We start from the raw sequence: 26,214 nt of genomic DNA, 5'->3' as shown, positions 1-26,214 counted from the left end.
AGGAATACTTGAACATCCATTCATGTGTTCATCTCCGTAGGATGACACCCATGGGCCACGGAGTGAACGCACCGGACAGCAGCGCGGCACCGCGCACCCGCCTGACCCCCGAGAACGCGCAGCAGGTGGCCACCACCCTCCAGGCGCTGTCCACGCCGTCGCGGCTCCTGATCCTGGCCCGGCTGCGCGAAGGCCCCTGCGCGGCGACCGAACTGGCCGCCGCCGTCGGCATGGAGCAGTCCGCCTGCTCCCACCAGTTGCGCCTCCTGCGCAACCTCGGGCTCGTCACCGGCACACGCGAGGGACGCTCGGTGGTCTACGCCCTCCACGACGACCACGTGGCGGGCCTTCTCGACCAGGCCCTGTACCACGTGGAGCACCTCCGCCTCGGCGTTCCCGACACGGCCTCGGCGGCGGGCAGCCGGTTCAGCGACGGCGGGCCCTGACCGACGCCCGTACGCGGTGGGAGCTCCGGCACCGGGGGCGTCGCTCGCCTTCTTCCCCGCTCCTCCGTCGACGAGCAGGGCCCCCGTGTCCGGGCCGCCGCCGAGGGACGCTCGGTCAGCGGACTCCCGCGTCGGTCGGCGAAGGAACGGCGTACGGACGGAGGACCATCAGCGAGTCCTCCAGGGTCGCCACCATCGCGAAGGGGAACCGGTCGAGCTCGAGGCAGAGTGCCACGTCGTCCGGATGGACGCCTTGGCGTATGCCCTCCGCCAGTTCGTGGGCGGCGCGTGACGCGCCGGCGCGACGGAGGAAGTCGGCCGCGTCCGTCTCCGAACCGGCGGCCCGCAGAGCGATGTACTGGGCGCAGGCGAGGTCTTCGTCCGCGCGCCCGTCCTCGCCGGTGACCACGAACGTCACGCCGCCGCGGTCACGGGACCGCAGGAGCCGCGCCGTCGCCTCCGCCACCACGAAGCTCGCACACAGCACCAGCGAGGCCTCCTTCACGGCGAGTGCGCCGACCGTGCCCGCCGTGGTCTTCTGCACGACGGTCCGTCCGCCGAGGTCGAGGGACCGCAGCAGGCCGGGTGAGTTGACGGCGTCGAAGCCGGGCGCGGGCGGACCGTCCTTGAGCGCCACCCAGTCCGGGTGGCGCGCCTTGAGCGCCAGGGCTTCATCCGGTGACTCGGCGAGAACGATCTTCTCCGCCCCCTGGGCGAAGGCCCAGGCGGCCACGGTGAAAGCGCGCATGACATCGACGACCACCGCCACGGAGGGGGCTTCGGCCAGCTCGGGAATGCCGAGGAAACGAGCGTCCATCCAGTCATGATCACGCATGCCCGACCTGAAGCACCCTGCAGGTGTCACGCATCACATCAACGGGGCCCGCGTACGAAACCGGCTCTCTCCTGGGGGAGTTGACGCGCGTCACGCCGCCGGTCCGCGCTCGCGGACGCGGGCCGAAGGGAGGGCGACACGGCCGCGGCGCACCCGGCGTGCGCTCCACCGCTCCGGCCCGCGCCCGTCACTCGTTGACGGTGGCGGGCACGTCGTCCCAGGCCAGCGAGGACATCTTCCATCCCGCCGGGGTCAGGAGGTACTGGGTGGTCTTGTGGCCGGAGCCCTCGAACCAGTCGCCGTTGAGGTAGCCGGACTTGCGGTACTCGCTGAACCGTTGGGCGATCGATCCGAAGATCTCGGTGCGCGCGGTGACCTCCCGTTCCGAGAACTCCGTCAGTGTCCCGTCGGTGAGCATCCTCCGGCGGGGTTCGATGAACGCGTCGAGATCGTGGATCACCGGCTCGCCTCCGACGTTCGAGATGATCCTCCCCTGCGGGATGAAGACCTCGCGGATGACATCGAGGTCGGGCCGAACGCCTCCGGTGTTGGTGAAGGCACCGACGAACACGTCCATCAGCCGGTCGAGCTCGTCCTGCACCCCGGACGCGGAGGACGTCTCCCCCGTGGTCGGCCACTCCTCGGAGAGGACCGACCAGACCTCGATGTCGTGCCGCACCCCTCGGTACGGCGAATGCCGCCGCAGCACACCGTCGCGCGTCATGCCGAGCCGGCGGGCGGCGGCGATGCTGCGGGCGTTGCCCGCCGCGACCCACCACTCGACCCGGCTCATCGCCCGCTCCGTGAAGGCCCAGTCGACGAGTATCCGGCAGGCCCGGTTCACCAGCCCCTGTCCCTCTCCCGCCTTCTCGAGCCAGCAGCCGATCTCGCACACCCCGGAGGCGGTGTCGAAGCGGGTGAACATGACACCGCCAACGAGGGTGCCGTCCAGCCAGATGCCGAAGATCCCGCCCGTGTCCGTGGCCCGCCGGTCGGCATAGCGCTGGAGGGTCGCCGTGGCGGTGGGCAGGTCGGTGCTGAAGGTCGCCCAGGGGATCCACGGGTCGACGGTGTCCCGGGCGCGGTCGATGTGGGCGAGGAACTCAGGCGCCCGCCAGGGCTCGAGAGGGGCGAGCCGGGCACGGTCGCCGATGGGCAGGGTGAACATGCGGGCATCGCTCCCTCGGTGCGTAACAAGCGTTCGGTACGTAAGCTAGCAGCATGCCGCCCGCACCTGGAGACCGCGCCGCCCGCCGCGAGGACGTATCCGAGACGGTCTTCCAGGTGCTCGCCGACAAGGGGTTCGGCGGCCTGACACTGCGCGCCGTCGCGGCCGCGATGGGTGTCTCGACGGGGATGCTCATGCACTACTTCCCGACCAAACGCGCCCTGATCACGCACGCCCTCGAACTGCTGGAGAAACGCACCGCGGAGCGTCCCCGCCGGGCGCGCCCCGCCGCGGGGCTCGCCACCGTGCGGGCCATGCTTCTGGACATCCTCCCGCTGACCCCGGGCGACACCGCGCGCAACCGCATCTGGGTCGGCTCCTGGGACCTCTCCCTCGCCGACGACGACCTCGCCGCCGAGCAGGCCGGCCGCTACACCCGGCTGCGCTCGACCCTCGTCCCCCATCTGGAAGCCGCGCGCGAGCTCGGCGAGCTCCCCGGAGACACCGACCCGGAACAGCTCGCCGCCACCGTCGTCGCCTTCACGCACGGCCTCGTCGTCCAGGCCCTCTTCGACCCCGCCCGGTTCCCCGAGGCCACGCAGACCGCGATGCTCGACGACTTCCTCGCGTCGACGGCACGGCCCGGCCGGCTCCACGGCGGATCCGGCTCCCACCCGCCCGGCCTCCGTGATGTCCGAACCACCGAGCACGGGCAGAATTGACGGGTAAGTCCCGCTCCACCGGCGAGTGACGCGCTCGCCCCGCGTCCGCGCCCTGAAAGGGGGCCTGGTGTCCGCTCCGCGACCGGGGGGTCCACCGGAGGGTTCCCCGTGGGACGAGCAGGCTCCCGGGCCGCTCTGGTCGGAGCCCGGGACGCTGCTGGAGCACGTGGCCGTGGCCGTGCTCGGCATCGACGAGGAGGGCCTGATCTGCTACTGGGGGCCCGGTGCGCAGCGGCTCTTCGGCCACGAGGCGGCGGACGTCCTGTCCCGGCCGGCCGACGTCCTGTTCCCCGCCGCTCCGCTCGACGGGCCGCCCGCGGCCGAGCGGCTCGCCGAGCGCGGCCGCACGCTGGGCTACTGGCGGGCACGGGTGCCCACGCTGCACCGGGACGGCAGGGTCTTCGACTGCGGCTTCCGGGTCTTCCCGGTGACCGGCGACGACGGCCGCTCCGTCATCCTCGGGCTGGCGAGCGAGAGCGTGGGACTCGACCGGGTGAAGACCAACCTCGCCTTTCTCGACGCGCTCTTCGAGACGTGCCCGATCGGCCTGGTCATGCTCGACGAGAACCTGCGCTACGTCCATCTCAACCAGGCGCTCGCCGACATGGACGGGATCCCGATCGAGGACCACATCGGCCGGACCATGGAAGAGTTCATGATCACGTCCGACGGGGGCGAGTACCGGCGCATGCTGCGGGCCGTCGCCGACGAGGGCCGGCCGGTCGTGAGCACGCTGGTCGTCCTGCGGACGCCCGGCCGCCCGGACCGGGACCATGTGCGCTCCGTGAGTTTCTTCCCCCTGAGCCGGGCCGTCGGTACGCGCGCCGGCGTCGGCGGACTCGTCGTGGACGTCACCGACCGTGAGCAGGCCCTCGTCGAAGCGGCCGCCGGACGGCAGCGTCTGGCACTGCTGGACCGGGCCGCCGCCCGGATCGGCACCACCCTCGACGTGAACGTCACCGCCCGCGAACTGGTCGAGGTCGCGGTTCCCGACTTCTGCGACGGCTCCGTGGTGGAGGTCGTGGAGTGGAAGGACGAGCGCGAGGTGTTCGATCCGGAATCGGCGCTGGTCACCCGTCGGATCGCGGCCCGCACCTGCCTGCCGCCACCCGCTCCCGAGCTGGTCGGCGGCCTGGAGAGCGTGACCTATCCGCCGGGCTCCGCCATCCACGAGGCGCTCCGCACCGGGCGGCCCGTCTGTGTCCCGGTGGACGACGCCTTCATGGTCCGGACCGTCATCCACCGGGCGCGTGCCCGGCTCCTGGTCGACAGCGGTCTGACGTCCCTGCTCATCGCCCCGCTCATCGCACGGGGGACGGTGCAGGGAATCACCATGTTCGGCCGCTCCGGCGGCTGGCCGCCCTTCACCGAGCAGGACCTCAGCCTGGCGGGCGAGCTCGCCTCGCGGGCGGCGCTGTGCCTGGACAACGCGCGGCTCTACAGCCGGGTCCAGGACATCGCGCTCACCCTCCAGCGGGAGCTGCTGCCCACCGCCCTCGCGGACAGTCCGTCCGTACGCGTCGCCCACCGCTACCTGCCCGGCAGCCACGCCACGGAGGTCGGCGGAGACTGGTACGACGTGATCGACCTGCCGGGCGGGCGGGTGGCCCTGGTGGTCGGCGACGTCATGGGACACGGCGTGCCCGCGGCGGCCGCGATGGGCCGCCTCCGGATCACCACCAAGGCCCTGGCCCGCCAGAACCTGGAACCCGACAGCCTCCTCAGGGAGCTCGACGCGTGCGCGCAGGACGCCGGCATCGCGTACGCCACCTGCCTCTACATCCGCTACGACCCTGCGACGGGCCTGGCCCGCATCGCGAACGCGGGTCACCTGCCGCCTCTGCTCCGCCGGCGGGACGGCTCGGTCGAGACGCTCGACGAGGTGCTGGGCGTGCCTCTGGGTGTCGGCGGCGTGCCCTTCCTGACGACCGAGATCGAACTCCGCGACGGCGACACCCTCGTGCTGTACACCGACGGTCTCGTCGAGGCGCGCGGCGTCGACATCGACGAGGGCGTCGCAACGCTCCGGTCGCAACTCGGAGGCGCTGAAGGCACCTTGGAGGAGGAGGCCGACGGCATCCTGGCCCGTCTGCTCCCCGAGCCGCCCGGGGACGACGCCGTCGTCGTCCTCGCCCGGATCCGGCGCCCGGACCCCGGACCCGAGCCGGACAGCCGGGGCTGAAGCCGGACCGATGTTGCGTCCCCGATCGGGGTGAGCAGGAGGCCGGCCGGATGGGGGCTGGGTCCTACCGCACACCCCTCGAACGCGTACTCCCAGAAAACCTGTTCACCGATGCGGTCGACCCTCCGACCACACGGCCCGCACTCACACATACGTGTGACGGAGGCGATCGGACCGGGCGACGGCGCAGGGCCCGGAGCTCGGGGAACAGCCCGGGGGAACGGCCATGGGAAGGCTTCGGCCGAACAGCCCAGCCGCCGATTCACTTCCGATGAAATGCGCCGATATGGCCATATTCTTTCGCTGCGATTTCCGAGACTGCGGAGATTGTCGACTCATTCGATTGTCTCCATTCCGGCCGTCCACGCCAGCGGAGCGTGAGGCCATTCCGCTCCCCATCCCTGGAGAAACAAATGCGCGTTGCCGTGACCGGTGGCGGTGGATTCCTTGGGTCACATCTGTGCGAGGCGCTCTTGCGGCGCGGCGACTCGGTGGTGTGCCTGGACAACTTCTCGACGGGCGATCCCGAGAACATCGCCCCCCTGCTCCCCCACCCGCGCTTCACCTTCCTGCACGCCGACGTGAGCGTGGCGGTGGAGGTCACCGGCCGCGTCGACGCCGTCGCCCATCTCGCGTCCCCCGCGTCGCCTCCCGACTACCTGCGCCAACCGCTGGAAACCCTCATGGTGGGCAGTCGCGGCACCGAGAACGCCCTGGAACTCGCGCTGCGCGACGGCGCCCGCTTCATCCTCGCGTCGACCAGCGAGATCTACGGCGATCCGCTGGTCCACCCGCAGGAGGAGGGCTACTGGGGCAACGTCAACTCCATCGGCCCGCGCAGCGTCTACGACGAGGCGAAACGATACGCTGAGGCGGTCTCCGCGGCCTACCGCCGTACCCACGGCCTCGACGTGGGCATCGCCCGCATCTTCAACACCTACGGCCCGCGGATGCGCCCGCACGACGGCCGGGTGGTGTCCAGCTTCATCACCCAGGCCCTGACCGGCGAACCCCTGACGATCTACGGCGACGGGGAGCAGACCCGCAGCTTCTGCTACGTCGACGACCTGGTCCGCGGCCTGCTGGCACTCCTCGACTCCTCCGAGATGGGCCCGTTCAACCTGGGCAACCCGGTCGAGCGCACCGTCTCCGAACTCGCCGAGACGGTACTGGCGATGACCGGGTCCTGCTCCGAGGTGAAGCACCACCCGCTGCCGACGGACGACCCCGTCCGCCGCCGCCCGGTGATCACCCGCGCCCAGGAGGTCCTGGGCTGGCAGCCGGAGATCGACATCGTCGAGGGCCTGCGCAGGACCGTCGCGCACTTCGCCGCCCGGGCGGACGGACTCGTCGCGTCCGCGGCCGCGATCCGCGGCAGCCAGGACGAGACGGTACCCCTGGCCGCGGCGACCGGCCCGGTGGCCCAGACGATCCCCGGCCCGGCGGCCGCCGTCGTCGGGGTGACGCCCGCGACGGCCGCCGGTCCGTCCGCGTCGGGCGGCTGATCGGCACGACGGGCGCACCGGTCACGCCGTGTGCGCTCCCGCGGCGGGGCGACACCCCGGTGCCGCCCCGCCGCGTCCCCTCCGGCCGCCGCCCCGCACCGCCGGAGGCCCCGGTTCCCGCCGCCTCCCCATCCCCCACCCCGCTGACGCACCGCCCGGAGACATCGCTGACATGACGTCGTTGGAGCAAGGTTCCGCCCCCGCACTCGGGACAACCCAGGATCCCTCCCTCCTCTCCCCCGCCCCCGGCTCACCGGAGGAATGGGAGGCCCTCGGCGCGGAGATCCGAGCCCTGTCCGACGGCTCCGTGGCCTCCATCGGCCCCGACGGCCCGGTCCTCGCCCGGCCGTCGCGCCGGCTCCGTACGCTCCCGACGAGCTTCGTCCGGTCCTTCTCGCGTTCCGACCGCGTCGTCGTCGTCCTGATGTCCCTCGGCTGGGCCGCCTGCCTGGTCTGGTTCTGGGCCTGGTGGCTCGAGCCGTCCCACCGCATCGGCTGGCTCGGACTCGTCGTCAACAGCGCCCTGCTGCTCTATCTCACCTATCTGCCGGTGCACTTCCTCGTCGCGCTGATCCGGATGCGCCGTTTCGATCCGGCCGTCGGCGTGCCCGGGCTCCGTACCGCGTTCGTGGTCACCCGCGCTCCTTCCGAGAGCTGGGACATCGCCCGCACCACCCTGGAGGCGATGCTCGACCAGGACTACCCGTACGCCTACGACGTGTGGCTGTGCGACGAGGACCCGACCGAGGAGATCCTCGGCTGGTGCCGGGACCAGGGCGTCGCCGTCTCCTGCCGGCGCGGTCGCGCCGACTACCACCGGGCCGAATGGCCCCGGCGCACCCGCTGCAAGGAGGGCAATCTCGCCTTCTTCTACGACCACTGGGGTTACACCCACTACGACGTGGTCGCCCAGCTCGACTGCGACCACGTCCCCGGGCCCCGGTACCTCACCGAAGTCGTCCGCCCCTTCGCCGATCCGGCCATCGGCTATGTCGCGGCGCCCAGCGTGTGCGACTCGAACGCCGCCGGCTCCTGGGCGGCCCGCGGCCGGCTCCAGCGTGAGGCCATGTTCCACGGGCCCGTCCAGCTGGGTCACTCGGCCGGTCTGGCTCCGGTGTGCATCGGTTCCCACTACGCCGTCCGCACGGTGGCCCTGCGGGACATCGGCGGCCTCGGGCCCGAGCTCGCCGAGGACTTCTCCACCACGTTCCTGCTCAACTCGGCCGGCTGGCAGGGCGCGTTCGCGATCGACGCGGAGGCGCACGGCGAGGGTCCGATCACCTTCGGTGCGATGATCACGCAGGAGTTCCAGTGGTCCCGGAGCCTGGCGGTGATGCTCCTGGGGATGCTGCCCCGCCACCTGGGCCGGATGCCCCTCAAGCTGCGCGTACGCTTCGCCGCGGCGCTCCTGTTCTACCCGCTGCTCGCCGCGGCCACGGTCATGGGCATCCTGCTGCCGCCGATCGCCGCGCTCACCGGCACCCCCTGGATCAACGTCAACTACTTCGAGTTCCTCGGGCACTTCTGGAGCATGTCCGTCTGGCTGATCCTGCTGACGCTGCTCTGCCGTCGCCGCGGGCTGCTGCGCCCCCAGGACTCAGCGGTCCTGAGCTGGGAGATCTGGCTGTTCGGCCTCTCCCGCTGGCCCTACGTGGCCTGGGGTGTGCTCGCCGCCGTGTGGCAGAAGCTGCGGCCCCGCCAGATCACCTTCAAGGTCACCCCGAAGAAGCGCGACGGCCTGGAGCGGCTCCCGCTGCGCACCGTCGCCCCGTACCTCCTGATCACGACGTTCCTGTCCGTCGCGGCACTCGTCGGCCAGTTCACCGGCCCCGCCGTGGGCTATGTCTTCCTCTGCCTCTTCGGCGCCGCCTCGTACGCCGTCGTGACGCTCGCGATCGGCGCCCTGCACGTCAGGGAGACGGCCCGCGCGACGGGGGTCCCTGCCTTCCGGGCCGTGCGCACGGCCGCGCTGCCGCTCGTCTGCGGTCTGCTCTGCCTGGTGCCCCTGGCACTCGCCGTCGCCGTCTTCCCCACGTACCTCACCGGCTTCTACGCCTGGTGACCGCCCGGCCCGCGTGGCCGTTCGAGAATTGAGGTTCCCCGTGCCCCGTACGGTCCTTGTCACCGGCGGCGCCGGCTTCATCGGCAGCCACACCTGCGTCGAGTTGCTCGGCTCCGGCCACGAGGTCGTCGTCCTCGACGACCATTCGAACAGCTCCCCCGAGGCCCTGGAACGCGTCGCCAAGGTCGCGGGCCGTCCGATCGCGGCGGCGCACGTGGCGGACGTACGGGACCGCCGGGCCCTGGACGAGGTCTTCAGCAGCCACCCGATCGACGCGGTGATCCACTTCGCCGCGAAGAAGGCCGTCGGGGAGTCGGTGCGGATTCCCCTCACGTACTACGACATCAATGTCGGTGGCACGACGGCCCTGGTCTCGGCCATGCACGACCACGGGGTGCACCGGCTGGTCTTCTCGTCGTCCTGCTCGGTCTACGGCGACACGACGACCGTTCCGCTGACCGAGGAGTCACCGACGGCACCGACCAACCCGTACGCCACCACCAAGTGGACCTGCGAGCGGATCCTCGCGGACGCGTGCCGGCACGTCCCGGAGCTGCGGGTACTGGCCCTGCGGTACTTCAACCCGGCCGGCGCCCACCCCACCGGACTGCTCGGCGAGGACCCGCGCGGCGTACCGAACAACATCATGCCGTACCTCGCGCAGATCGCCGTGGGCCGCCGCGAGGAGCTGAGCGTCTTCGGCGACGACTACCCGACGCCGGACGGCACCGGGATCCGCGACTACATCCATGTCGTCGACGTCGCCGAGGGGCACCGCACGGCCCTCGACCACATCGACGACGAACCCGGCATGCGGATCTTCAACCTCGGCACCGGGCGCGGTGCTTCCGTCCAGGAGCTCATCCGCACGTTCGAAGAGGCGTCCGGGCGGCCCATCCCGCACCGCGTCGCCGGCCGCCGCCCCGGCGACGTCGCCGAACTCGTCGCCGAGCCGTCGAAGGTCGCCGCGGCCTGGGGCTGGACCGCCCGGCGCGACCTGGCCGCGATGTGCCGCGACGCCTGGCGCTTCCAGCAGCAGAACCCTTTCGGCTACGCCCCCTGAGCCGCCGGCCCCGCACCACCCCGCCCTCTCCCGTCCTCTCTCCTTCCCCTCCCCCACCCCCTCTTCCCGACAGGAGCACAACGCATGCGATTGACCGTCATCGGTACGGGCTATCTGGGAGCCGTACACGCCGCATGCATGGCCGAGATCGGACACGACGTCCTCGGTGTGGACGTCGACGCCGCGAAGATCGCCGACCTCGCCGGGGGCCGACCGCCCTTCTACGAGCCGGGATTCGAGGACCTGCTGGCCCGGTCCCTCGCCTCCGGGCGTCTGCGCTTCACCACCGACCTCCGGGAGGCGGCGGCGCACGGCGAGGTCCACTTCATCTGTGTCGGAACGCCGCAGCAGGCCGGTTCCCGGGCCGCCGACCTGCGGTACGTGGACGCCGTCGTCGACGGGCTGGCCCCGCACCTCTCCGGGCCCTGCCTGGTGGTCGGCAAGTCCACCGTCCCGGTGGGCACGACCGCCCGCCTGACCTCCCGCATCGCCCGTCTGACGCCTCCGGGGGTGCGCGCGGAGGTCGCCTGGAACCCCGAGTTCCTGCGCGAGGGCTTCGCCGTCGACGACACGCTCCGGCCGGACCGGATCGTCACCGGTGTGACCAGCACGGAGGCGGACGAGACGCTGCGCCGCGTGTACGCCCCGATGCTGGCGGCGGACACCCCCTACATCCGCACCGACCCGAACACGGCGGAGCTGGTGAAGGTGGCGGCCAACTCCTTCCTCGCCACGAAGATCTCCTTCATCAACGCGATGGCCGAGGTCTGCGACGCCGCCGACGCGGACGTCGTCACGCTCGCCGACGCGCTCGGCCACGACACCCGGATCGGCCGGCAGTTCCTGAACGCGGGGCTGGGCTTCGGCGGCGGCTGTCTGCCGAAGGACATCCGGGCGTTCGCCGCCCGCGCGCAGGAGCTCGGCGCCGGGCCCGCGGTGGCGTTCCTCGACCAGGTCGACGAGATCAACCAGCGGCAGCGGAGCCGGACCGTCCTGCTCGCCCGGCGGATGCTCGGCGGCGACCTCACCGATGCGCGGGTCACGGTGCTGGGCGCCACGTTCAAGCCGAACAGCGACGACGTACGGGACTCGCCGGCGCTCGCCGTGGCGGCCGAGCTGCACCGGCAGGGCGCCCAGGTCCGGGTGCACGACCCGGAGGGCGCGGCCAGGGCCTCGCTCGCCCACCCGGAGCTGTGGTGCGGCGCGGACCTGCTCGCGGCATGCCAGGGCGCGGAACTCGTCCTGCACCTCACCGAGTGGAGCCAGTACCGCGAGGTGGATCCGGACAAGCTGGCCCGCGTGGTCCGCACCCCCCGTCTCATCGACGGGCGCAACGCACTCCCGCACGACGCGTGGCGCGCGGCCGGCTGGACCGTGAAGGCGCTGGGCCGCCCGGCGCCGTCGCCGGAGGAGCGGCGGTCCGCCGCGCCCGCCGTGGAAGCCCTGCGGACGGTCATCGCCTCCCCGGCCACCGGTCCGGAGACGGCCGCGGTGCCGGCCGGCACACTGCCCGCCGGCCCGGTCAGCGGGGCGTAGCGAAACCACGACGGCAAGCACCGCGCACTGCCCGGCCCTGACGGTCACCGACCGCCACGGCCGGGCAGCGCCGTTGCGCGCCCGGCCGGGATCGCCGTCACCGACGGGTGGGATCAGTCGGTGTCGAGGGGCTGGACGGCCCCGACCACCGGCGACGACGGCACCTCGTTGCCGAAGTAGTCGACGGGGCCGAGCTCGACGCCCAGGGTCTCCGGTTCCACTCCGAGGGGCACCTGGCCCTCGCACTCCGGCACCAGGTTCTCGGCACCGGCGGCGGCGCCGGCGACCTCCGTGACCGGCTCGGTCAGACCGCTCAGGCACGGGTCCGCGCTGAAGCCGGTCGGATGGCCGTCCAGGGTCTCCTGGTCCGACGCCGCGCGCCAGCCGGTCAGGGAGGCATAGCGGTCCGTGCCCCAGGCAAGAGCCCAACGGCCCGTGCTGTAGTAGTCGTTGCCCTGGAGCAGCACCTTGCTCCGGACATACGGCGACTGGGCCTCGACCAGGGGGCCGCCGTCGGTCGCGAGGATGTTGTTGAAGACGCGTACGCCGGTCATGCCGTCGCGCAGCCGCAGCGCCGGGGGTCTGAGGCCCGCCTGCGCCGTGGAGGCGAGACCCTCGGTGCGCATCACGACCGTGTTGTGGTGGATGTCCAGGCTCTTCATACGGGTTCCGTAGGCGACGATGCCGCCGTACTCGGGCAGCTTCCTGGCGTCGTCCCAACTCATGTTGAAGCGGACGATGTTGTTCTTGTGGGCGCCGGTCGGCTTCCCGGAGTAGACGAGGAAGCCGGGACCGTCGTTGCCGTAGGCGAGGTTGTACTGCATGACGGAGGAGGACACGTTGTTGTCGAGGCCGAACCCGCCGCCGTCGACGCGTGAGCCGGTGCGGTTGCGGTAGGACTTGTTGCGTTCCAGGACCACACGGGAGGAGTCGTAGACCCAGATGCCCTCCGGTCCCTCCACCGCGTCGGCGGCGGACCTCGCACCGTTGTCGTGGGCCACCGAGCGCACCACCTTCGCGTCCAGCACGCTGCCGAGCGAGATGCCGCTGCCGGTGTTCCGCTCGACGCTCTTCGGATCACCCGTGTTGGCGTACGCCTTGACGCCTTCGATCCGGAGTCCGGAGTGTGCGTAGGCGGGGCGCTCGGCCCGGAACTCGGGGCCGTAGACGACGAGCCCGGTCTCGAGGTTGTCGTGCACGGACACATCGGTGATCCGCACATCGCTGTAGCCGACGTCGGCGCCCTCGTCGGCGCCGACACTGATCCCGTTCTGGAAGCCGCTCGCCTCCACGTTCGTGATCCTGACGTGGTCGAGCCGACGGGTGCCCGGCAGGTTGTTGCGGAGGGCGATGCCGACCCCTTCGCGCCGTGACGTGCGGTCGCCGACGAGCTTGATGCCCCTGATCTCCACCCCGGCGGTGTTGCGCACGGTGATGCCGGACGTTCCCCGTGGGGCGATCGTGGCGCGGCCGGCGCCGTAGGACTCGATCACGACCGGCTTCGTCCCGCTGCCCGCCTCGCCCTCGTCCAGGGTGATCGTGCCGGCGAAGCGCTCGCCTCCCTCGAGCCGAAGCCGGTCGCCCGGCCGGAAGCGTGCGCTGTTCGCGTGGTCGAGGGTCCGCCACGCCCTCTCCGGCGACATGCCGTCGTTCTCGTCGTCCCCGTCGGGGCTGACGTAGAACGTGAACGGACCGCCGGTGGCAGGGCGGGCCGGCCGGTAGACACCGGGTACGTCACACCCCGTCAGCAACAGAAGGACCGCGGCCGAGACTCCGGCGGCGGCCCTCGACGTCCGAGTCCGCTTCTCCACCTTCACGTACACCCCTTAAGAGCCGTTCTCACAAGACATGCACCCATAAGTGGACAGACTGCCAGAAGAGGGAAGGGCGAAACGCCGACGACGGCACAGCAACCGAGTCACAGATGCGGCCGACCCCGTCCGGCCGGCCGGCCTCGGTGGGGCACCGGCCCGTTGCCGGGACTCGTGTCACGGTGTTCCGCCCGCCCGCGTCGGCCGACATACGGTAGGCGTGGTCCGCCCCACGCTGTACGCCGCCACCTCAGCCGCAGCCGCAGGCCGACCCCGCGACGAGGGAACCCTGATGCCACAGAGGAGTCCGCGATGGGACTGTACGAGGATGTCTTCCGCGCCAGCACAGAGGACCCGGAGAGATTCTGGCTCGACGCCGCCGGGGGCATCGACTGGGATGTCGTTCCGCGACGGGCACTGGATTCCTCGGACGCCCCCTTCTACCGCTGGTTTCCCGACGGACGGCTCAACGTCTGCTTCAACGCGCTCGACCGGCATGTCGAAGCCGGCCGCGGCGACCAGCCGGCCCTCGTCTACGACTCCCCCGTCACCGGCACCCGGCGCACCTACAGCTACACGCAGCTGAGGGACGAGGTGGCGGTCTTCGCCGGAGCGCTCGCCCGGCTCGGCGTGGGGCACGGCGACCGCGTGGTGATCTACCTGCCGATGGTTCCGGAGGCCGCCGTCGCGATGCTGGCCTGCGCCCGCATCGGCGCGGTCCACTCGGTCGTCTTCGGCGGGTTCGCCCCGCGTGAACTCGCCCTCCGCATCGACGACGCCGCACCCAAGGTGGTCGTCTCCGCCTCCTGCGGCATCGAGGGCGAACGTGTCATCGCCTACAAGCCGATGCTCGACCGGGCGATCGAACTCGCCGCCCACAAGCCGCAGAAGACCGTGATCCTGCAACGTCCGCAGGCGCGGGCCGAGCTGGGGCCCGACGACCTCGACTGGGCCGACCTGGTCGCCGGCTCACCGCCGGCCGCGTGCGTTCCCGTACCCGCGAACGACCCCCTGTACATCCTCTACACGTCCGGCACGACCGGAAAACCCAAGGGAGTGGTACGGGACTGCGGCGGCTACGCGGTCGCCCTGCACTGGTCGATGGGCGCCGTGTACGACATCGGCCCGGGCGAGACGATGTTCACCGGATCCGATGTCGGCTGGGTCGTCGGCCATTCGTACATCGTCTACGCACCGCTGCTGGTCGGCGCCACGACCGTCCTGTACGAGGGCAAGCCGGTCGGCACCCCGGACGCGGGCCAGTTCTGGCGGGTCGCGGAGGACTACCGCGTCAAGACCATGTTCACCGCACCCACCGCCTTCCGGGCCATCCGCAAGGAGGACCCGGAGGGCACCCTCGCCGCGGCCCACGACCTCTCCCATCTGCGCTACCTCTTCCTCGCGGGCGAGCGGCTCGACCCCGAGACCTATCGCTGGGCGAGCGCCCTCCTGGAGGTCCCGGTGATCGACCACTGGTGGCAGACCGAGACCGGCTGGCCCATCGTCGCCAACCCGGTCGGGATCGAGGCCGCCCCCGTCAAGCCGGGCTCCCCGACCCGCCCCCTGCCCGGCTGGGACGTCCGCGTCCTCGATCCCACGGGCGAGCCGGTACCCGAGGGCGTCGACGGCGCGATCGTGGTCGGACTCCCCCTGCCGCCCGGAGCGCTCCCCACCCTCTGGAACGACGACCGCTATGTCGCCTCCTATCTGTCCGCCTACGAGGGCTACTACCTCACGGGCGACAGCGGGCACATCGACGAGGACGGCTATGTCTTCGTCATGGGCCGCACCGACGACGTCATCAATGTCGCCGGGCACCGGCTCTCCACCGGAGCCATGGAAGAGGCCCTGGCCGCCCACCCCGACGTCGCCGAGTGTGCCGTCATCGGCGTCGCCGACGCCCTCAAGGGGCAGGTGCCGCGGGGTTTCGTCGTCCTGAAGGCGGGCACCGAGGGCGAACCGGCCGAGATCGAGGCCGAACTCGTCCAACTCGTGCGCGACCGCATCGGCGCGGTCGCCTCCCTCAAGGACGTGGCGGTCGTGGCAGCCCTCCCCAAGACCCGTTCGGGAAAGATCCTCCGCAGGACGATGCGCGGCATCGCCGACGGCCTCGACGAACCCATCCCCTCCACGATCGACGACGCGAACGTCATCGACACGCTGCGCCCCGTTCTCCGACGCCCCGGCCACACGGGTCAGACCGACCAGACCGATCAGACCGGGCGCGCCGATCGCACCTGATGACCCCTCATGCGCGGACGAAGGAGTGCCCGATTGGTTCGGGCCCTCCTTCGTCCGTGCATGAGGCCCGACCGGCCCGACGCAGGACCCGCACGTCTCTCACAACTTGGCTTTGAGCCAGACGAGTTGAGCAAAGTTGACCTGTCAGGTGCATGACTTAGTGGGCCTCGGGGGCATACCGTCGGAGCGCCCCGGAGGATCGGCGATCCGACACCAGGTCGACCGGCGTCGACGCCCCTCCTCCCGCACTCCCGGTTCCCCCCGAGTTCCGGGCCCCCCACAAGTGAAGGAGCAGCATGTCGCTCTACACCTGGCTGAAGACGGCCACCGTCGGCGCGGCCGTCGTCCTGGCCACGGCATCGGCCACCACGGCGAACGCCGCACCCGCGCCGGCGGCGGAACCCTCCGCGTCGAGCGCGGCGGCGGTGGTGACACTTCGTTACGACGACAGTCGGGCCGGAGGCTGGGAGGCCGCTATAGCCGCCGGCGTCGCCTCGTGGAACGCGAACGTCGACAACGTCAAGCTGGTCGAGGCCGCGCCCGGCACCCGGGCGGAGATCGTGATCGTGGCGACCACCGGCTGGCCCCAGGCCACGCTCGGGCCGGTCCGCCCGGGCAGGCAGGTCCGTGTCGAACTCGGGAGCCAGGCGGTGAGCCAGGGCTACGACAAGACCCGTATCGCCGCCCATGAACTCGGCCACAGCCTGGGCCTCCCCGACACCAAGCCCGGCCCGTGCTCACAGTTGATGTCGGGATCCAGTGCCGGCACCGCGTGCGTGAACGCCATCCCCAACGCCACCGAGCAGGCTCGCGTGGAGTCCGCGTACGCCAATGGCGCCGCCTCACGCTTCGTGACCGACGGCCGGACCCTGGTGGACGCCCCGTAACCCGGTAACCCGCCACCCGAGCCCCAAGAACCGGGCGCCCGATCGGAGTCCCCGATCGGGCGCCCTGCACGGTGACCGGACCTCCACGCCCGCCTTCGCCCCGGGTCTCCGGTCCGGCTCTTCACGCCGTGGACAGCTCCCACAGGGTCTCGAGCGCGCACGTGTGGGCGTAGTCGGCCGGGAGGTGGCGTGCGTAGCGCTCCTGGGCGACCGCGGCCTGGCGGACCATGCCCTGGCAGAGGCGGAGGTTCTCGGCGTCGCCGAGACCGGGCGCGTACCCGGCGACGAACGTGTCGAACGGGATGCCTTCGCCTCGCTGCGCGAGTGCGGTGCCGAGACTGCGCAGAGGGCCCGTCATGTGCCGGCGGGCCGCGTTGTGGAACTGTCCTCGGCGCCGGTAGGACTGGTCCAGCAGCATGCAGACCGCCCAGTAGTGCAGGTTCGACAGGTGCCGCAGCACCGGTACGGTCTCGTCGGGCACGGGTTGACCGGACGGCGGAAGGCCACTCGCGTGGTGCAGCGGGAGGACCGGGTGGTCCGGACTGTCGGGATTCCACACGTCCGTGCCGCCGAGCAGGGCGGGGTGGGTGCCCTCGAAGAGTGCGCGGAACAGCGTGAAGTGCTCGCTCTCGCCTTCCTCCCGCAGAACGTCCAGACGCGCGAACCAGGCCGGGTAGTCCAGTCGGTCCGGCTCCCTTCGCTGGAGCAGTTCGAGGACGCGCGTGACCTTGCGGTAGAGGCTGCCGACCTGGTTGGGGGGCGGGGTGGGGGCAGGACCCGATCCGAGCACCTCGTACAGCCGTGTGACGAAGGCGCGGTCCTCGGGCGTGTGCTGCTGGTCGGGATCGACCGCGCTGGGTGAGGCCTCGACGTACACGTACTTCGCCAGGCTGTGCAGGCTGAGCGGCTCGAGTACGAAGTCGAAGGGGTAGATGTCCTGCTCGTACGGGAACTGCTGGCGCCCGAGGTGCGGCGCCGAACCGAGTGCGACGAGCAGGGAGTTGACGATGTCGAGGTGCGTCATCTCCTCGATCGCCACGCCCATCAGATGCAGCGGGCGGCCCCCGTACCGATGGCTGGGCCAGCCGGCGAGCTGGAGGAAGCGGGGCACCTTGACCGAGAACGCCGCGTACAGGTACTGGACGAGCAGGGAATGCTCGATCTCGGCCCCGTCGCGCAGCAGCCGGATCAGTTCGAGCGTCGGATCGTCGAACATCGGTGTGTATCCGAGCCGTTGGGACTCCTCCGCGGAGAGCCTGGGCACGGTGCTCACGGCACGGTTGCCGAGCGGAGGGGCCGCCGTCGGTGGGGTGCCGGTGACCGCCGGGGGGCGCTCGGCGGTCGCGGTGCCCGCCCGGTGTCCGTCCTGCGCGGCGAGCGCCACGGCGTGGACGGCCTCCCGGTAGCGTTCGTAACCGGTGCACCGGCACACATGCGGGCCGAGCACGGTGTCGACCAGGTCCCGCGTGTCCTGCGAGCCCTCCTCCTGGCGCCCCTCTCCGTCCTCCTCGGGCTGCCCGCCCTGCCCGTTCTCCCGTTCGTCCCGCTTCCGCCGCGCGTGCTCGGCGACGACGCTCCCGGCCACCGCGAACCCGGCGGCGCAGTATCCGCACTGGAACACGTCGCCGTCGAGGAACGCCTGCTGGACCGGGTGCAGTACACCGTCCGTCTCCAGCCCTTCGACCGTCGTCACCTCCCAACCGCGTGCGTGCCGCATGCTCGTCATGCAGGACTGCCGGGTCACCGGGGGCAGACCGGGCCGGATGCGGACGGCGACCGTGCAGGCACGGCACTCGCCGATCGAGCAGCCGATCTTCGTGCCGGTCAGTCCCAGGTCCTCGTGCAGGAAGTGCACCAGGGACATGTCGCCCGGTACCTGTCTCCCGTGGTGCCGGACGCCGTTGACGGTGAGGTCGAGGTCGGTCTGCGGCTCCTGCATCATCGCCGTCCGTCGGTGGGGAGGGGAAGATCCGCGAGGCGGATCGGGGTACGGGTGGGCCAGCACCTGTCGTCGGTGTGACCGAGGGCGTGCGCGACGGCGTTGGCGACGGCGGCCCCGACGCTGGTCATGGTCGCTTCACCGATGCCCTTGTGCCGCATGACCGGCTGGCCGGCGCCCAGCGCCCCCTCGGCAGGCAGGGGTACGAACACCGTTTCCCGGCGGATCCCGGTGACGTCGGCGTAGCGGGCGAGCCGGTACCGGTCCAGGTTCACGAAGGGCCCGGTCCCCGTCTCGGGCGGCAGTTCCTCGTGCAGGGCGTGGGAGATCCCCATCACGAGCCCGCCTTCCACCTGCCCGGCGAGCGCCGACGGAAGGAGGGCGTCGCCCGCGTCGAGGAAGCTGACCGCGTCGACCACCTGGATCGTGCCCAGGCGGGGAGCGATCTCCACTCCGATGAGGTGGCCGGCCGAGGCGTACAGGGAGCGGGGGACGGTGTCGCCGCCCGGGCCGCGCGAGGGAGGAGGAGTCAACGGGCCCTGCGGGGGCAGCGGGGGCGGATCGTCCTCGGGGGCGTGCCCCAGGGCCAGTGCGTCGATGAACGCCCGGTGCTCGACCCCGCCGTCCCGGAAGGTGGCCTGCGACCAGCCGTTGCAGAAGTAGCCGTGGGCCAGGACGTAGGTCTCGCGCCCGGTGCGCCTCAGTTCGCGCACCAGGGCCGCCAGCGGAATCGGTGGCCGGCCGTCCAGCCGGACGGCTCCGTCGTGCCAGGCGGCGAGCAGCATCTCGTCGGACAGACCGGGTTCCTCCAGCAGGGTCCGTGCCGCCGGCAGCAGCCGCAGCCGCAGCAGGGCGCGGCACGCCTCCCGCAGGACGTGCCCGTGGAAGAACGCCGTCTTCGACGCGCTGCTCGCGCCGTGATTCAGCGAGATCTTCACCGCGGGGTCGGTGTGCGCGCCGAGGTCCTTGAGCCGTTTGGCGAACCGCTCGAACGGACCGACCACGCCGAGCCGGGCCGCGGTGGGCACGCCCAGGACCTCGCGTGCGACGTGTTCCAGCGACTGACGCGCGCCCTGGCCCATGTCGATCGTCTGACCCCACACCTCGGCGCGCCCGTCCTCGGTGACGCGCACGGCGCTGTACACGCTGTCCTGCGTGGTGCCGTAGGCCTCCATGCAGCAGGCGAACCCGACGCCGTAGAGGGTGCCGTCGCCGCGGCGGGCGACGCGTTCGCGCGCGTCGTCCCGGCCGGTCCACAGGGGGTGGTGCAGTGCGGCGGCGCAGATCTCGGCGTTCGCCAGGTGGAACCGCAGCGGTGTCCCGGCGAGGTCGACGTCGCCCGTGCCGGGGTGTGCGCTGTCGCGGGGGCGCAGGACGTTCGCGAGCCGGAAGGCGATGGGATCGGTCCGCAACCTGGTCACCGCGAGCCGGTCGAGTGCGGTCTCCAGGTTGAACACGACCTGGGGGATGCCGAAGCCGCGCATCGACCCCACGGCCGGGATCGCGCGCTCCACGACGATTCCGTGCACGGACGCACGCGGTACGCGGTACGGGCCGGTGGCGTGCAGGGCGGCGAGCCCCAGGACGGGGCCGTTGAGGTTGGCCTCGACGCCTCCGCGCAGGACGATGAAGGAGCGCACGGCCCGCAGCAGCCCGTCGGGTCCGACGCGAACCCAGCTGCGGACGGCGGATCCATGCCGCTTCAGGCCGCCCTGGAACTGCTCGCGCCGGTCGTAGGCGAGCCGGACCGGTTTGGTCGAGAAGACCGCCGCCAGTGCGAGGAAGTAGGGAAAGGGCGACTTGTCCCTTCCGCCGAAGCCGCCGCCGCAGTCCGTCGACGTCAGCTTGACGGACCGTACGATCGGGTGGTCCGGGCCACCGAGCAGGGCGAGGATGTCGAGTACGTCGCCGTTGGGCGACTGTGTACCGAGCAGCATGTGCAGGACGCCGGTCGTGCGGTCGAGCCACGCCAGGCCCGCCTCGGGTTCGAGGAACGCGGGGTCGGTCTGCTGAGTGAAGGTCGTCGTCTCGACCTGGGTGCCCGTCGGGTCGGCCGTCTCGGCCTCGATCGACTGGAACAGCTGATCCGCTTCGATGTCCGGACGGTCGTCGCGGATGAAGGACGTGCCGTCGAACCTGTCGATCCGTCCCCGGTTCCAGACCGAGTAGCCGTCGGACTCCGTGTGGTCCAGCAGGTAGTGCGCCTGGCGCACCTGTCCGGTGAACCGCCGGTGGGTCCACTCGTTCAGGTCGGCCTCGATGGCCTGCTGCTCGGTCGCCGTCCCGGGGTCGGTTCCCGACGATGCGGCCGCCGCCGGGGGCGGCCCGTAGATCACCGGTCCGGCGTCCTCGCGCAACTCCTGCGCCGCACGGCGGAACCGCACGAAGTCGCCGTAGAGGGCGATGGCGACGGGCTGCCCGAGGTAGTCGGCGATCTCCCCCTCCGGCAGGAGGGCCTGCACGTTCTTGGCGGAGACCTGGTTGCGGTAGGGCGGTTGGGGCAGGTCCTTGGCGGTGACGACCGAGTCGGGCCGCAGGTCGGCGGGGAGCAGGGTGAGGTCGAGGCCCTTGAACGGCCTGTCGACGTACCGGCTGCGCAGCAGAAGGGCGTGGGCGCAGTCGGAGGGCCAGCCTTCCTCGGCGAGGTCACGCGGCCTGAAGTCGCTCGCGTACACCTTCCCGCCGGTGACCTTCCGAAGCCGTGTGTCCATACTGTTCACGTTCTGACCTCGTCCCGCGTCCCGCCTGAACAGAATCTGCGGTCACCGCCGCCGTGCCCCCACTCCAACACGGGCGAAACGGCCCGGCAACGCGAGCGCGCCCGTCGGGGACGGGCCCATCGGTCCTGGTCGGCGGCGTCCGAAGGGCCCTGTCCTGCCGGTCGTCCCCTGGTCACCGCGGTCACCGGGGCCGCTGCGGCGGACCTTGTGCGGGGCGCTTCGGCAGGGGCGGGTCGGCCTGGTTCCTCGCGATCGCGCTGGTGTCCCACAGGCCCGCGAAGCGGCTTGACCGGCCGCAGTGGTAGTACGCCTCGACCACGTGGACAGCCGTCCCCCAACGGAACTCCCCGGGACCCGGACCGGCCCCGGCGTCGGAGCCGGCCCTCGTGTCGGTGCCGGTGCCGGCCCCCGCGCCGCTGTCGGGTTCGGTGTCGCCGAGCGCCAGCTCCGTCCAGCGGGGATCGGTACTGGCCACCGGCTCCGCCGTGCCGTTCACCCTGGCGGTCTCGGGCATACCGGGAAGCAGGAAGAGCAGTCCGATCCCCCGGCTCTCCCTCAGGTTGCGAAGCGTCTGGTGCAGCCGGTTGCCGGACTCCTCGGGGATGAACAGCGTCCGCTCGTCGACCACGCGCACGAAGCCGGGTGCTCCGCCTCGCGGTGAGGCGTCACAGTTGCCGTCCCGATCGGACGTGGCCAGCACCACGTACGGTGACAGCGCGATGAACCGCCGCAGCCACGGATGAAGGACCGGCGACAGCTTGTTCCGGACCCGGTCGAGCGGGGGTCCGGATCGCACGGTCACCAGCTCGTGGACCGATTCGCCGGCCGGAGCCGACTCCGGAGCCCGGGCCGGTGTCCGCGCTCGACCGCTCATGGCAGCATCACGGCCCCTCCGTTGACCCCGATGGTCTGCCCGGTGATGTAGCCCGCGGCGTCCGAGGCGAGGAACGCCACGGCATCCGCGACGTCCTGCGGCCGGGCCACCCGGCCCAGCGGGATCTCCCGCCCCTCGGCGGCGAACCCGTCCGCGTCCAGTCCGGGCTGGGCGGTCTCGGTCACCCCGGGGGCCACCGCGTTCACCGTGATTCCGTGCCGGGCCAGCGCGCGTGCCAGCGACTTGCTCATGGCCACGAGACCGGCCTTGCTGGCGGCGTAGTGGACGCCGAGCCGCGAGCCCTTGAACGCGGCCGTCGACGCCACGTTGACGATGCGTCCGGAGCCCTGCGGGATCATGCGGGCGGCGGCCTGCTGCGCGCAGAAGAACGCGCCCTTGAGGTTGGTGTCGAGGGCCAGGTCCCAGGTCTCCTCGTCGATGTCGAGCACCTCGGCCCGGGGGAACACTCCCGCGTTGTTGACCAGCACGTCCAGGCGTGTCCAGTGACGGTCCAGCCGGGAGAAGAGGTCGCGCACCCGCTCGGGGTCGCGGATGTCCGCGTCGATGAAGAAGCAGCCCTCGGGAAGCCGGTCCGGCGCGTGCTCCGGCGTGGAGCGCGCCGCGGGACCGGTGTCCGGCGGGCGGTTCACCGCGACCCGCGCGCCGAGTGCCGCCAGCGTCTCCACCGCCGCCCTGCCGATGCCGGTGGCCCCTCCCGTGACCAGCGCCGTCCGCCCGGCGAGGGGCTGGTGCCGTGTGCCGCTCACGGCTGCTCCTCCACCTGGCGCCGCACCTGGTCAAGGACCCGGTAGACGTCCAGGCAGGCCGACAGCGGCGAGGAGTTGGGCCGGCGGTGGACGACGGAGTCCCGGAACGAGGCGAGTGCGGTGGCGTATCCGGTGCGCCCGTAACCGCCGCGGCGGCTGGGCCAGTCGTAGCGGAGGGTTTCCTTGCCGTCGAGGAGCCCGGCTCCCGGTGCGTCCGACGGCCGGCCGAGGGTGAGCGAGTTGTGCTGGTCGAGTACGCCGACGACGGCCTCGTCCGTGACCAGTTCGCAGCGGTACTCGAGGCGGTTGGAGAAATTGCCGATCAGCAGCGCGGCCGTCCGTCCGTCGGCGTAGGTGAGCAGGATCCGGATCGCGCACCGCCGCGCGTCGATGACCGTCCGGTACGCGCTGACGCCCTCCGGCGGCCCCATCTCCCGCAGGGCCATGTCGACGACATGGGTGCCGAGTCCCTGCAGCAGGCTCTCCACGACCGTGGCACAGCCCCAGACCGGGCTGGTCGGCTTGGAGGAGACCATGCGCACCTCGATGCCGCGCAGCTGCCCGTGCCGGCCCAGGGCCGTGCGCAGGGTGCGGTACGAGTCGCCGTAGGGGAAGTTGAACCCGACGAAGGCGATCGCGCCGTCGGCCGCGTTCCGCTCGCGGGCGACCAGTCCCTCCAGTGTCGCCGTGTCCGGTGCGGGCGGCTTCTCGACGAAGACGCTGACCCCGTGGGCCAGGGCGTGGTCCACCACTTCGGCGTGCAGGGCGGGCGAGGCGGCCACGACGAGGGCGTCGACGTCGCCGTTCGTCACGAGCGTCCGCCAGTCGTCGGTGCAGCCTTCGGCGTTCCAGCGCCGCGCGGCGGCGGCCGCGGCGTCCATGGTGCGGGCCGCCACGGCGGTCAGCCGTGCTCCTTCCAGCCCGGCCAGCGCCGGGAGCAGATTCTCCTGCGCGTGCTCACCAGGGCCCACGAGTCCGAAGCGCAGGGTCGCGGTCGCGGACGCGGGCGGTTGCAGGAGCATTCAGAGGATCCCCAGTTCTTCCAGTCGGCCGCACCAGTAGTGGTACTTCTCGAGGGACATCTGCCGTTCGGCACGCCGCTCGGAGGATTCGCGGTCCTCGCCGACCCGCCAGAACATCGTGCCCACCTCGGCGGTGTCGGGCTCGGTCTCGGACAGCTCACCACGGCTTCCGGCACCGCCCGTCCGGATCCGGCGCAGCGCTTCGTCCCGGCCGCGGGCCTCCTTGAACATCACGGGGGCCCGCTCTTTGACGGGGTTGCCGCGAAGGACGAGCGAGATGGTGCCCAGCTCGGTGAACGGCGTCGAGTGCAGGGCGTTGTGGTGGATGGTGAAACAGTCCCCGGCCCGGTCCTCGTGCAGCATGACCGGCTGCACGTCCTCGGGCAGCGTGTTCTCGTCGAAGCCGCCCCGGGCCAGGTAGTTGCGGTGCAGGTACGTGCCCCGCAGCACCAGATTGGTGAACGAGAACCGGTGGTTGTGGGCGAGTTGCTGCTGGTGGTCGGTGGACATCCGGAGTCGGATGCGCAGGCCCTTCTCGATGTCGTCCCAGAGGACGATCTTGTCCTCGACGACGTCCTCCTCGCACTTGGCCCACAGATAGGGGTCGTGCTCGACCGCGAGCAGCAGCCGTCGGAAGAGGGCCTTGTCCTGCGCGAACCTGCGAATCAGGGGCTGGGTCAGTGCGGCCGCGGCCGGCAGGTCCTCCCAGTCGATCCCTTCGATACTCTCGAACAGCTCCACCCGGGTGTTGGTGACGTGGACCCGGTCGACTGTGTCCAAGGCCATGCGATGCATCCTTACTCTGTCGGACCCCGTGGTTGAGATGCGGTGTCTGCCACCTGACGTCAGATGACGTCCAGCTCCTCCAGACGCTCACGGATCCGGCGGTACGCCTCGGTGCCCATGGACTTCTGCCGACGCCGCTGCTCCGGCTCGTCCTGTCGTCCGAAGCGCCACCAGAGGGTGCCCTCGGCCGGGTCCATGATCACGGAACGGTCCTTCTCCACCGGCCCCCGCAGGAACAGCGAAACGGTGTCGGGTGTCGTGAACGTCGTGTGGATCGCGCTGTGGTGGAGGGTGTAGCAGTTGCCCGGCCCTTCCCAGCGCGTGAGGTGCGGGGTCAGCCGGTCCAGGTGGGACGCGCCGCGCGGGTCGGGGTGGTGCCTGCTGAGGTACTGGCGGGCTTCCGGGTCGGGACCCTCGTAGAGCTCGCCGTCCAGGTGGTACCACGTGTGCGTGTATCCGCCCGCGACGATTCGGCTGGAGAACGAGAACCTGTGGTCGTGCGGACGGTCGTGGTGGTCCTCCGTGGAGAGGTGCAGCCGCAGACGGAAGCCCCTGTCGAGCGCGTCGTACAGGACGATGTAGTCCAGCAGCTGGTGACGCTCGCACATGGCGAGCAGTTCCGGCCTGTGCTCGACGTCGTAGACCAGTTTGCGCAGGGATTCCTTGTCGTCGGCGAGCTTGTGCACGAGATCGCGGGTGATCTCTCCGGCGTCCTCGAAGTCGCTCCAGTCGACGGTGAGCCGGTCCAGGTGGTCGAGCACCGTGGTGCCTCCTTGTCCGTGAGGTGAAGAGGGTGCGGCGCCCGGCGCCGCGCCCCGCGTCTAACCCGTCGTGACCGGTTGGAGGCCGGGGCCGTCCGAGGCGGCGGGCAGCCGGGCCGACCGCGCCCGGAACTCGCTCACGACGGCGTCCGCGATCTCCTCGGGGGATCGGGTCGGGTCGGGCGACAGGACGAGCCAGCCGCGCTCCCGCGCCATGCGTCGAAGGTGCTCGCGCACGACGGACTGATAGGCGTGGAACGACTCGGCGGGCGGTCCGTGGAATCCGTCCCAGCGGCCGAGTTCGGTGTCCTTGAACCCCTCACGCCGCTGCCAGGCGATCTCGGGCGGCGTGTCCAGCAGAACGGTGAGGTCCGGTTCCGGGACGGGCGCGAACAAGGATTCGACCCACAGCGGATCGAGCGGCTCACGGATCAGTGTCTTGGCGATGTTGCGGTAGTACCAGCCGTCCATGACGGTCACTTCGCCGTGCCCCGACGTCAGGTCCCGGCGCAGTCGGGCAAGGCCCGCGTACCAGGAGGCGATCAGCAGGATCCAGTGGGTCGCGCCGAACGTGTCGCCCGCCGACTCGGGTGAGGCCCAGATGAGGTCGCGCAGCCTGCCGGCTCGCGCGAGGGTCTCCTCGTCGTCGGCCGCGATCTCCGACTTTCCACGGAAAGGGAATTCCGCACCGTTGAGACGCTGCGCGACAAGCCGCGCCGCGGTCGTCTTTCCGCTGCCGTCAATGCCTTCGATCACGATGAACATGGGGCATCCTGTTCTGCCTGCGTTGCATTCCATTCCGCCGGCGATGCCGCGGCGGCAATGAATCGGTGCACACGGCCATTCATCTGTCACGGCCCACGGCGACGATTCCATACAGTCCGGAC

At 71.4% G+C, this 26,214-nt stretch carries 20 protein-coding genes; 9 read left to right on the top strand and 11 right to left on the bottom strand.

The genetic code is table 11. From position 1 onward, the window contains the following. The first annotated feature begins 50 nt into the window (after positions 1 to 50). The gene (locus IE311_RS10035; RefSeq protein ID WP_189831239.1) at positions 51 to 446 is read left to right on the top strand and encodes an ArsR/SmtB family transcription factor; all 396 of its coding nucleotides are present in this window, start codon (positions 51 to 53) and stop codon (positions 444 to 446) included. Positions 447 to 561: 115 nt separating this feature from the next. Here IE311_RS10035 and IE311_RS10030 read toward each other — a convergent pair whose 3' ends face one another. Next, on the bottom strand, positions 562 to 1,263 hold the full coding sequence (locus IE311_RS10030; protein WP_189831238.1) for a 2-phosphosulfolactate phosphatase: 702 nt from the start codon (positions 1,261 to 1,263) through the stop codon (positions 562 to 564). A gap of 205 nt (positions 1,264 to 1,468) precedes the next feature. Beyond that, positions 1,469 to 2,449, bottom strand: coding sequence for a GNAT family N-acetyltransferase (locus tag IE311_RS10025; RefSeq protein WP_189831237.1), 981 nt, complete (start codon positions 2,447 to 2,449; stop codon positions 1,469 to 1,471). A 53-nt stretch (positions 2,450 to 2,502) separates the two neighbouring features. On the opposite strand from IE311_RS10025, the gene IE311_RS10020 reads away from it, so the two are divergent. The 6 genes from IE311_RS10020 (at position 2,503) to IE311_RS09995 (ending at position 11,519) form a co-directional block, all read left to right on the top strand. After that, positions 2,503 to 3,171, top strand: coding sequence for a TetR/AcrR family transcriptional regulator (locus IE311_RS10020; protein ID WP_189831236.1), 669 nt, complete (start codon positions 2,503 to 2,505; stop codon positions 3,169 to 3,171). Between the two features lie 67 nt (positions 3,172 to 3,238). Beyond that, positions 3,239 to 5,353, top strand: a complete 2,115-nt coding sequence (locus tag IE311_RS10015; RefSeq protein ID WP_189831235.1) for a SpoIIE family protein phosphatase — start codon at positions 3,239 to 3,241, stop codon at positions 5,351 to 5,353. Between the two features lie 413 nt (positions 5,354 to 5,766). Next, positions 5,767 to 6,858 (top strand): UDP-glucuronic acid decarboxylase family protein, encoded by a 1,092-nt coding sequence (locus IE311_RS10010; protein ID WP_189831234.1) that lies wholly within the window; start codon positions 5,767 to 5,769, stop codon positions 6,856 to 6,858. Between the two features lie 172 nt (positions 6,859 to 7,030). Further along, on the top strand, positions 7,031 to 8,920 hold the full coding sequence (locus IE311_RS10005) for a glycosyltransferase family 2 protein (protein ID WP_189831233.1): 1,890 nt from the start codon (positions 7,031 to 7,033) through the stop codon (positions 8,918 to 8,920). Between the two features lie 40 nt (positions 8,921 to 8,960). Next, on the top strand, positions 8,961 to 9,983 hold the full coding sequence (gene galE / locus IE311_RS10000; RefSeq protein ID WP_189831232.1) for a UDP-glucose 4-epimerase GalE: 1,023 nt from the start codon (positions 8,961 to 8,963) through the stop codon (positions 9,981 to 9,983). Between the two features lie 84 nt (positions 9,984 to 10,067). Continuing rightward, positions 10,068 to 11,519: a UDP-glucose dehydrogenase family protein gene (locus tag IE311_RS09995; RefSeq protein ID WP_189831231.1), complete on the top strand. Its 1,452-nt coding sequence runs from the start codon at positions 10,068 to 10,070 to the stop codon at positions 11,517 to 11,519. Positions 11,520 to 11,632: 113 nt separating this feature from the next. On the opposite strand, the gene IE311_RS09990 is transcribed toward IE311_RS09995, so the two are convergent. Continuing rightward, positions 11,633 to 13,330: a right-handed parallel beta-helix repeat-containing protein gene (locus tag IE311_RS09990; protein ID WP_189831230.1), complete on the bottom strand. Its 1,698-nt coding sequence runs from the start codon at positions 13,328 to 13,330 to the stop codon at positions 11,633 to 11,635. 312 nt (positions 13,331 to 13,642) lie between these two features. Between IE311_RS09990 and IE311_RS09985 the strand changes: the two genes are divergently transcribed. Both IE311_RS09985 and IE311_RS09980 read left to right on the top strand, forming a co-directional pair. Continuing rightward, entirely contained in the window at positions 13,643 to 15,571 is a 1,929-nt protein-coding gene (locus IE311_RS09985) for a propionyl-CoA synthetase (RefSeq protein ID WP_189831229.1), read from the top strand. 296 nt (positions 15,572 to 15,867) lie between these two features. Further along, positions 15,868 to 16,458 carry a snapalysin family zinc-dependent metalloprotease gene (locus IE311_RS09980; protein ID WP_189831228.1) on the top strand — a complete coding sequence of 197 codons (591 nt, stop codon included), beginning with the start codon at positions 15,868 to 15,870 and terminating at the stop codon, positions 16,456 to 16,458. 121 nt (positions 16,459 to 16,579) lie between these two features. Here the strand turns inward: IE311_RS09980 and IE311_RS09975 are convergent, their stop codons facing one another. From IE311_RS09975 to IE311_RS09940, 8 genes are all read right to left on the bottom strand, one after another. Beyond that, positions 16,580 to 18,400: a ferritin-like domain-containing protein gene (locus IE311_RS09975; RefSeq protein WP_189831227.1), complete on the bottom strand. Its 1,821-nt coding sequence runs from the start codon at positions 18,398 to 18,400 to the stop codon at positions 16,580 to 16,582. Beyond that, complete coding sequence (locus IE311_RS09970) at positions 18,397 to 21,108, bottom strand: xanthine dehydrogenase family protein molybdopterin-binding subunit (protein WP_189831226.1); 2,712 nt, start codon at positions 21,106 to 21,108, stop codon at positions 18,397 to 18,399. Before IE311_RS09970 ends, IE311_RS09975 begins: the two co-directional genes overlap by 4 nt. A 190-nt stretch (positions 21,109 to 21,298) precedes the next feature. Continuing rightward, positions 21,299 to 21,991, bottom strand: a complete 693-nt coding sequence (locus IE311_RS09965; protein WP_189831225.1) for a pyridoxamine 5'-phosphate oxidase family protein — start codon at positions 21,989 to 21,991, stop codon at positions 21,299 to 21,301. Beyond that, complete coding sequence (locus IE311_RS09960) at positions 21,988 to 22,758, bottom strand: SDR family NAD(P)-dependent oxidoreductase (RefSeq protein WP_189831224.1); 771 nt, start codon at positions 22,756 to 22,758, stop codon at positions 21,988 to 21,990. The genes IE311_RS09965 and IE311_RS09960 overlap by 4 nt, the downstream gene beginning before the upstream one ends. Further along, a complete protein-coding gene (locus IE311_RS09955; protein WP_189831223.1) occupies positions 22,755 to 23,780 on the bottom strand; it encodes a Gfo/Idh/MocA family protein in 1,026 nt (341 codons plus the stop codon). Before IE311_RS09955 ends, IE311_RS09960 begins: the two co-directional genes overlap by 4 nt. After that, positions 23,781 to 24,566 (bottom strand): hypothetical protein, encoded by a 786-nt coding sequence (locus IE311_RS09950; protein ID WP_189831222.1) that lies wholly within the window; start codon positions 24,564 to 24,566, stop codon positions 23,781 to 23,783. It lies immediately after the preceding gene. A 59-nt stretch (positions 24,567 to 24,625) separates the two neighbouring features. Continuing rightward, complete coding sequence (locus tag IE311_RS09945) at positions 24,626 to 25,327, bottom strand: hypothetical protein (RefSeq protein ID WP_189831221.1); 702 nt, start codon at positions 25,325 to 25,327, stop codon at positions 24,626 to 24,628. A gap of 60 nt (positions 25,328 to 25,387) precedes the next feature. Further along, a complete protein-coding gene (locus tag IE311_RS09940) occupies positions 25,388 to 26,092 on the bottom strand; it encodes a dTMP kinase (protein WP_189831220.1) in 705 nt (234 codons plus the stop codon). Positions 26,093 to 26,214 lie beyond the last annotated feature (122 nt).

It is taken from the genome of Streptomyces zaomyceticus (assembly GCF_014656215.1).
GTDB classification, from domain to species: domain Bacteria; phylum Actinomycetota; class Actinomycetes; order Streptomycetales; family Streptomycetaceae; genus Streptomyces; species Streptomyces zaomyceticus.
This window is presented reverse-complemented; position numbering and strand designations above follow the sequence as displayed.

Excerpts from the sequence above, each read along its gene's own strand:
- IE311_RS10035 (WP_189831239.1), top strand. The coding sequence starts at position 51 with ATGGGCCACGGAGTGAACGCACCGGACAGCAGCGCGGCACCGCGCACC.
- IE311_RS10030 (WP_189831238.1), bottom strand. The coding sequence starts at position 1,263 with ATGGACGCTCGTTTCCTCGGCATTCCCGAGCTGGCCGAAGCCCCCTCC.
- IE311_RS10025 (WP_189831237.1), bottom strand. The coding sequence starts at position 2,449 with ATGTTCACCCTGCCCATCGGCGACCGTGCCCGGCTCGCCCCTCTCGAG.
- IE311_RS10020 (WP_189831236.1), top strand. The coding sequence starts at position 2,503 with ATGCCGCCCGCACCTGGAGACCGCGCCGCCCGCCGCGAGGACGTATCC.
- IE311_RS10010 (WP_189831234.1), top strand. The coding sequence starts at position 5,767 with ATGCGCGTTGCCGTGACCGGTGGCGGTGGATTCCTTGGGTCACATCTG.
- IE311_RS10005 (WP_189831233.1), top strand. The coding sequence starts at position 7,031 with ATGACGTCGTTGGAGCAAGGTTCCGCCCCCGCACTCGGGACAACCCAG.
- IE311_RS09995 (WP_189831231.1), top strand. The coding sequence starts at position 10,068 with ATGCGATTGACCGTCATCGGTACGGGCTATCTGGGAGCCGTACACGCC.
- IE311_RS09985 (WP_189831229.1), top strand. The coding sequence starts at position 13,643 with ATGGGACTGTACGAGGATGTCTTCCGCGCCAGCACAGAGGACCCGGAG.
- IE311_RS09980 (WP_189831228.1), top strand. The coding sequence starts at position 15,868 with ATGTCGCTCTACACCTGGCTGAAGACGGCCACCGTCGGCGCGGCCGTC.
- IE311_RS09975 (WP_189831227.1), bottom strand. The coding sequence starts at position 18,400 with ATGATGCAGGAGCCGCAGACCGACCTCGACCTCACCGTCAACGGCGTC.
- IE311_RS09970 (WP_189831226.1), bottom strand. The coding sequence starts at position 21,108 with ATGGACACACGGCTTCGGAAGGTCACCGGCGGGAAGGTGTACGCGAGC.
- IE311_RS09965 (WP_189831225.1), bottom strand. The coding sequence starts at position 21,991 with ATGAGCGGTCGAGCGCGGACACCGGCCCGGGCTCCGGAGTCGGCTCCG.
- IE311_RS09955 (WP_189831223.1), bottom strand. The coding sequence starts at position 23,780 with ATGCTCCTGCAACCGCCCGCGTCCGCGACCGCGACCCTGCGCTTCGGA.
- IE311_RS09950 (WP_189831222.1), bottom strand. The coding sequence starts at position 24,566 with ATGGCCTTGGACACAGTCGACCGGGTCCACGTCACCAACACCCGGGTG.
- IE311_RS09940 (WP_189831220.1), bottom strand. The coding sequence starts at position 26,092 with ATGTTCATCGTGATCGAAGGCATTGACGGCAGCGGAAAGACGACCGCG.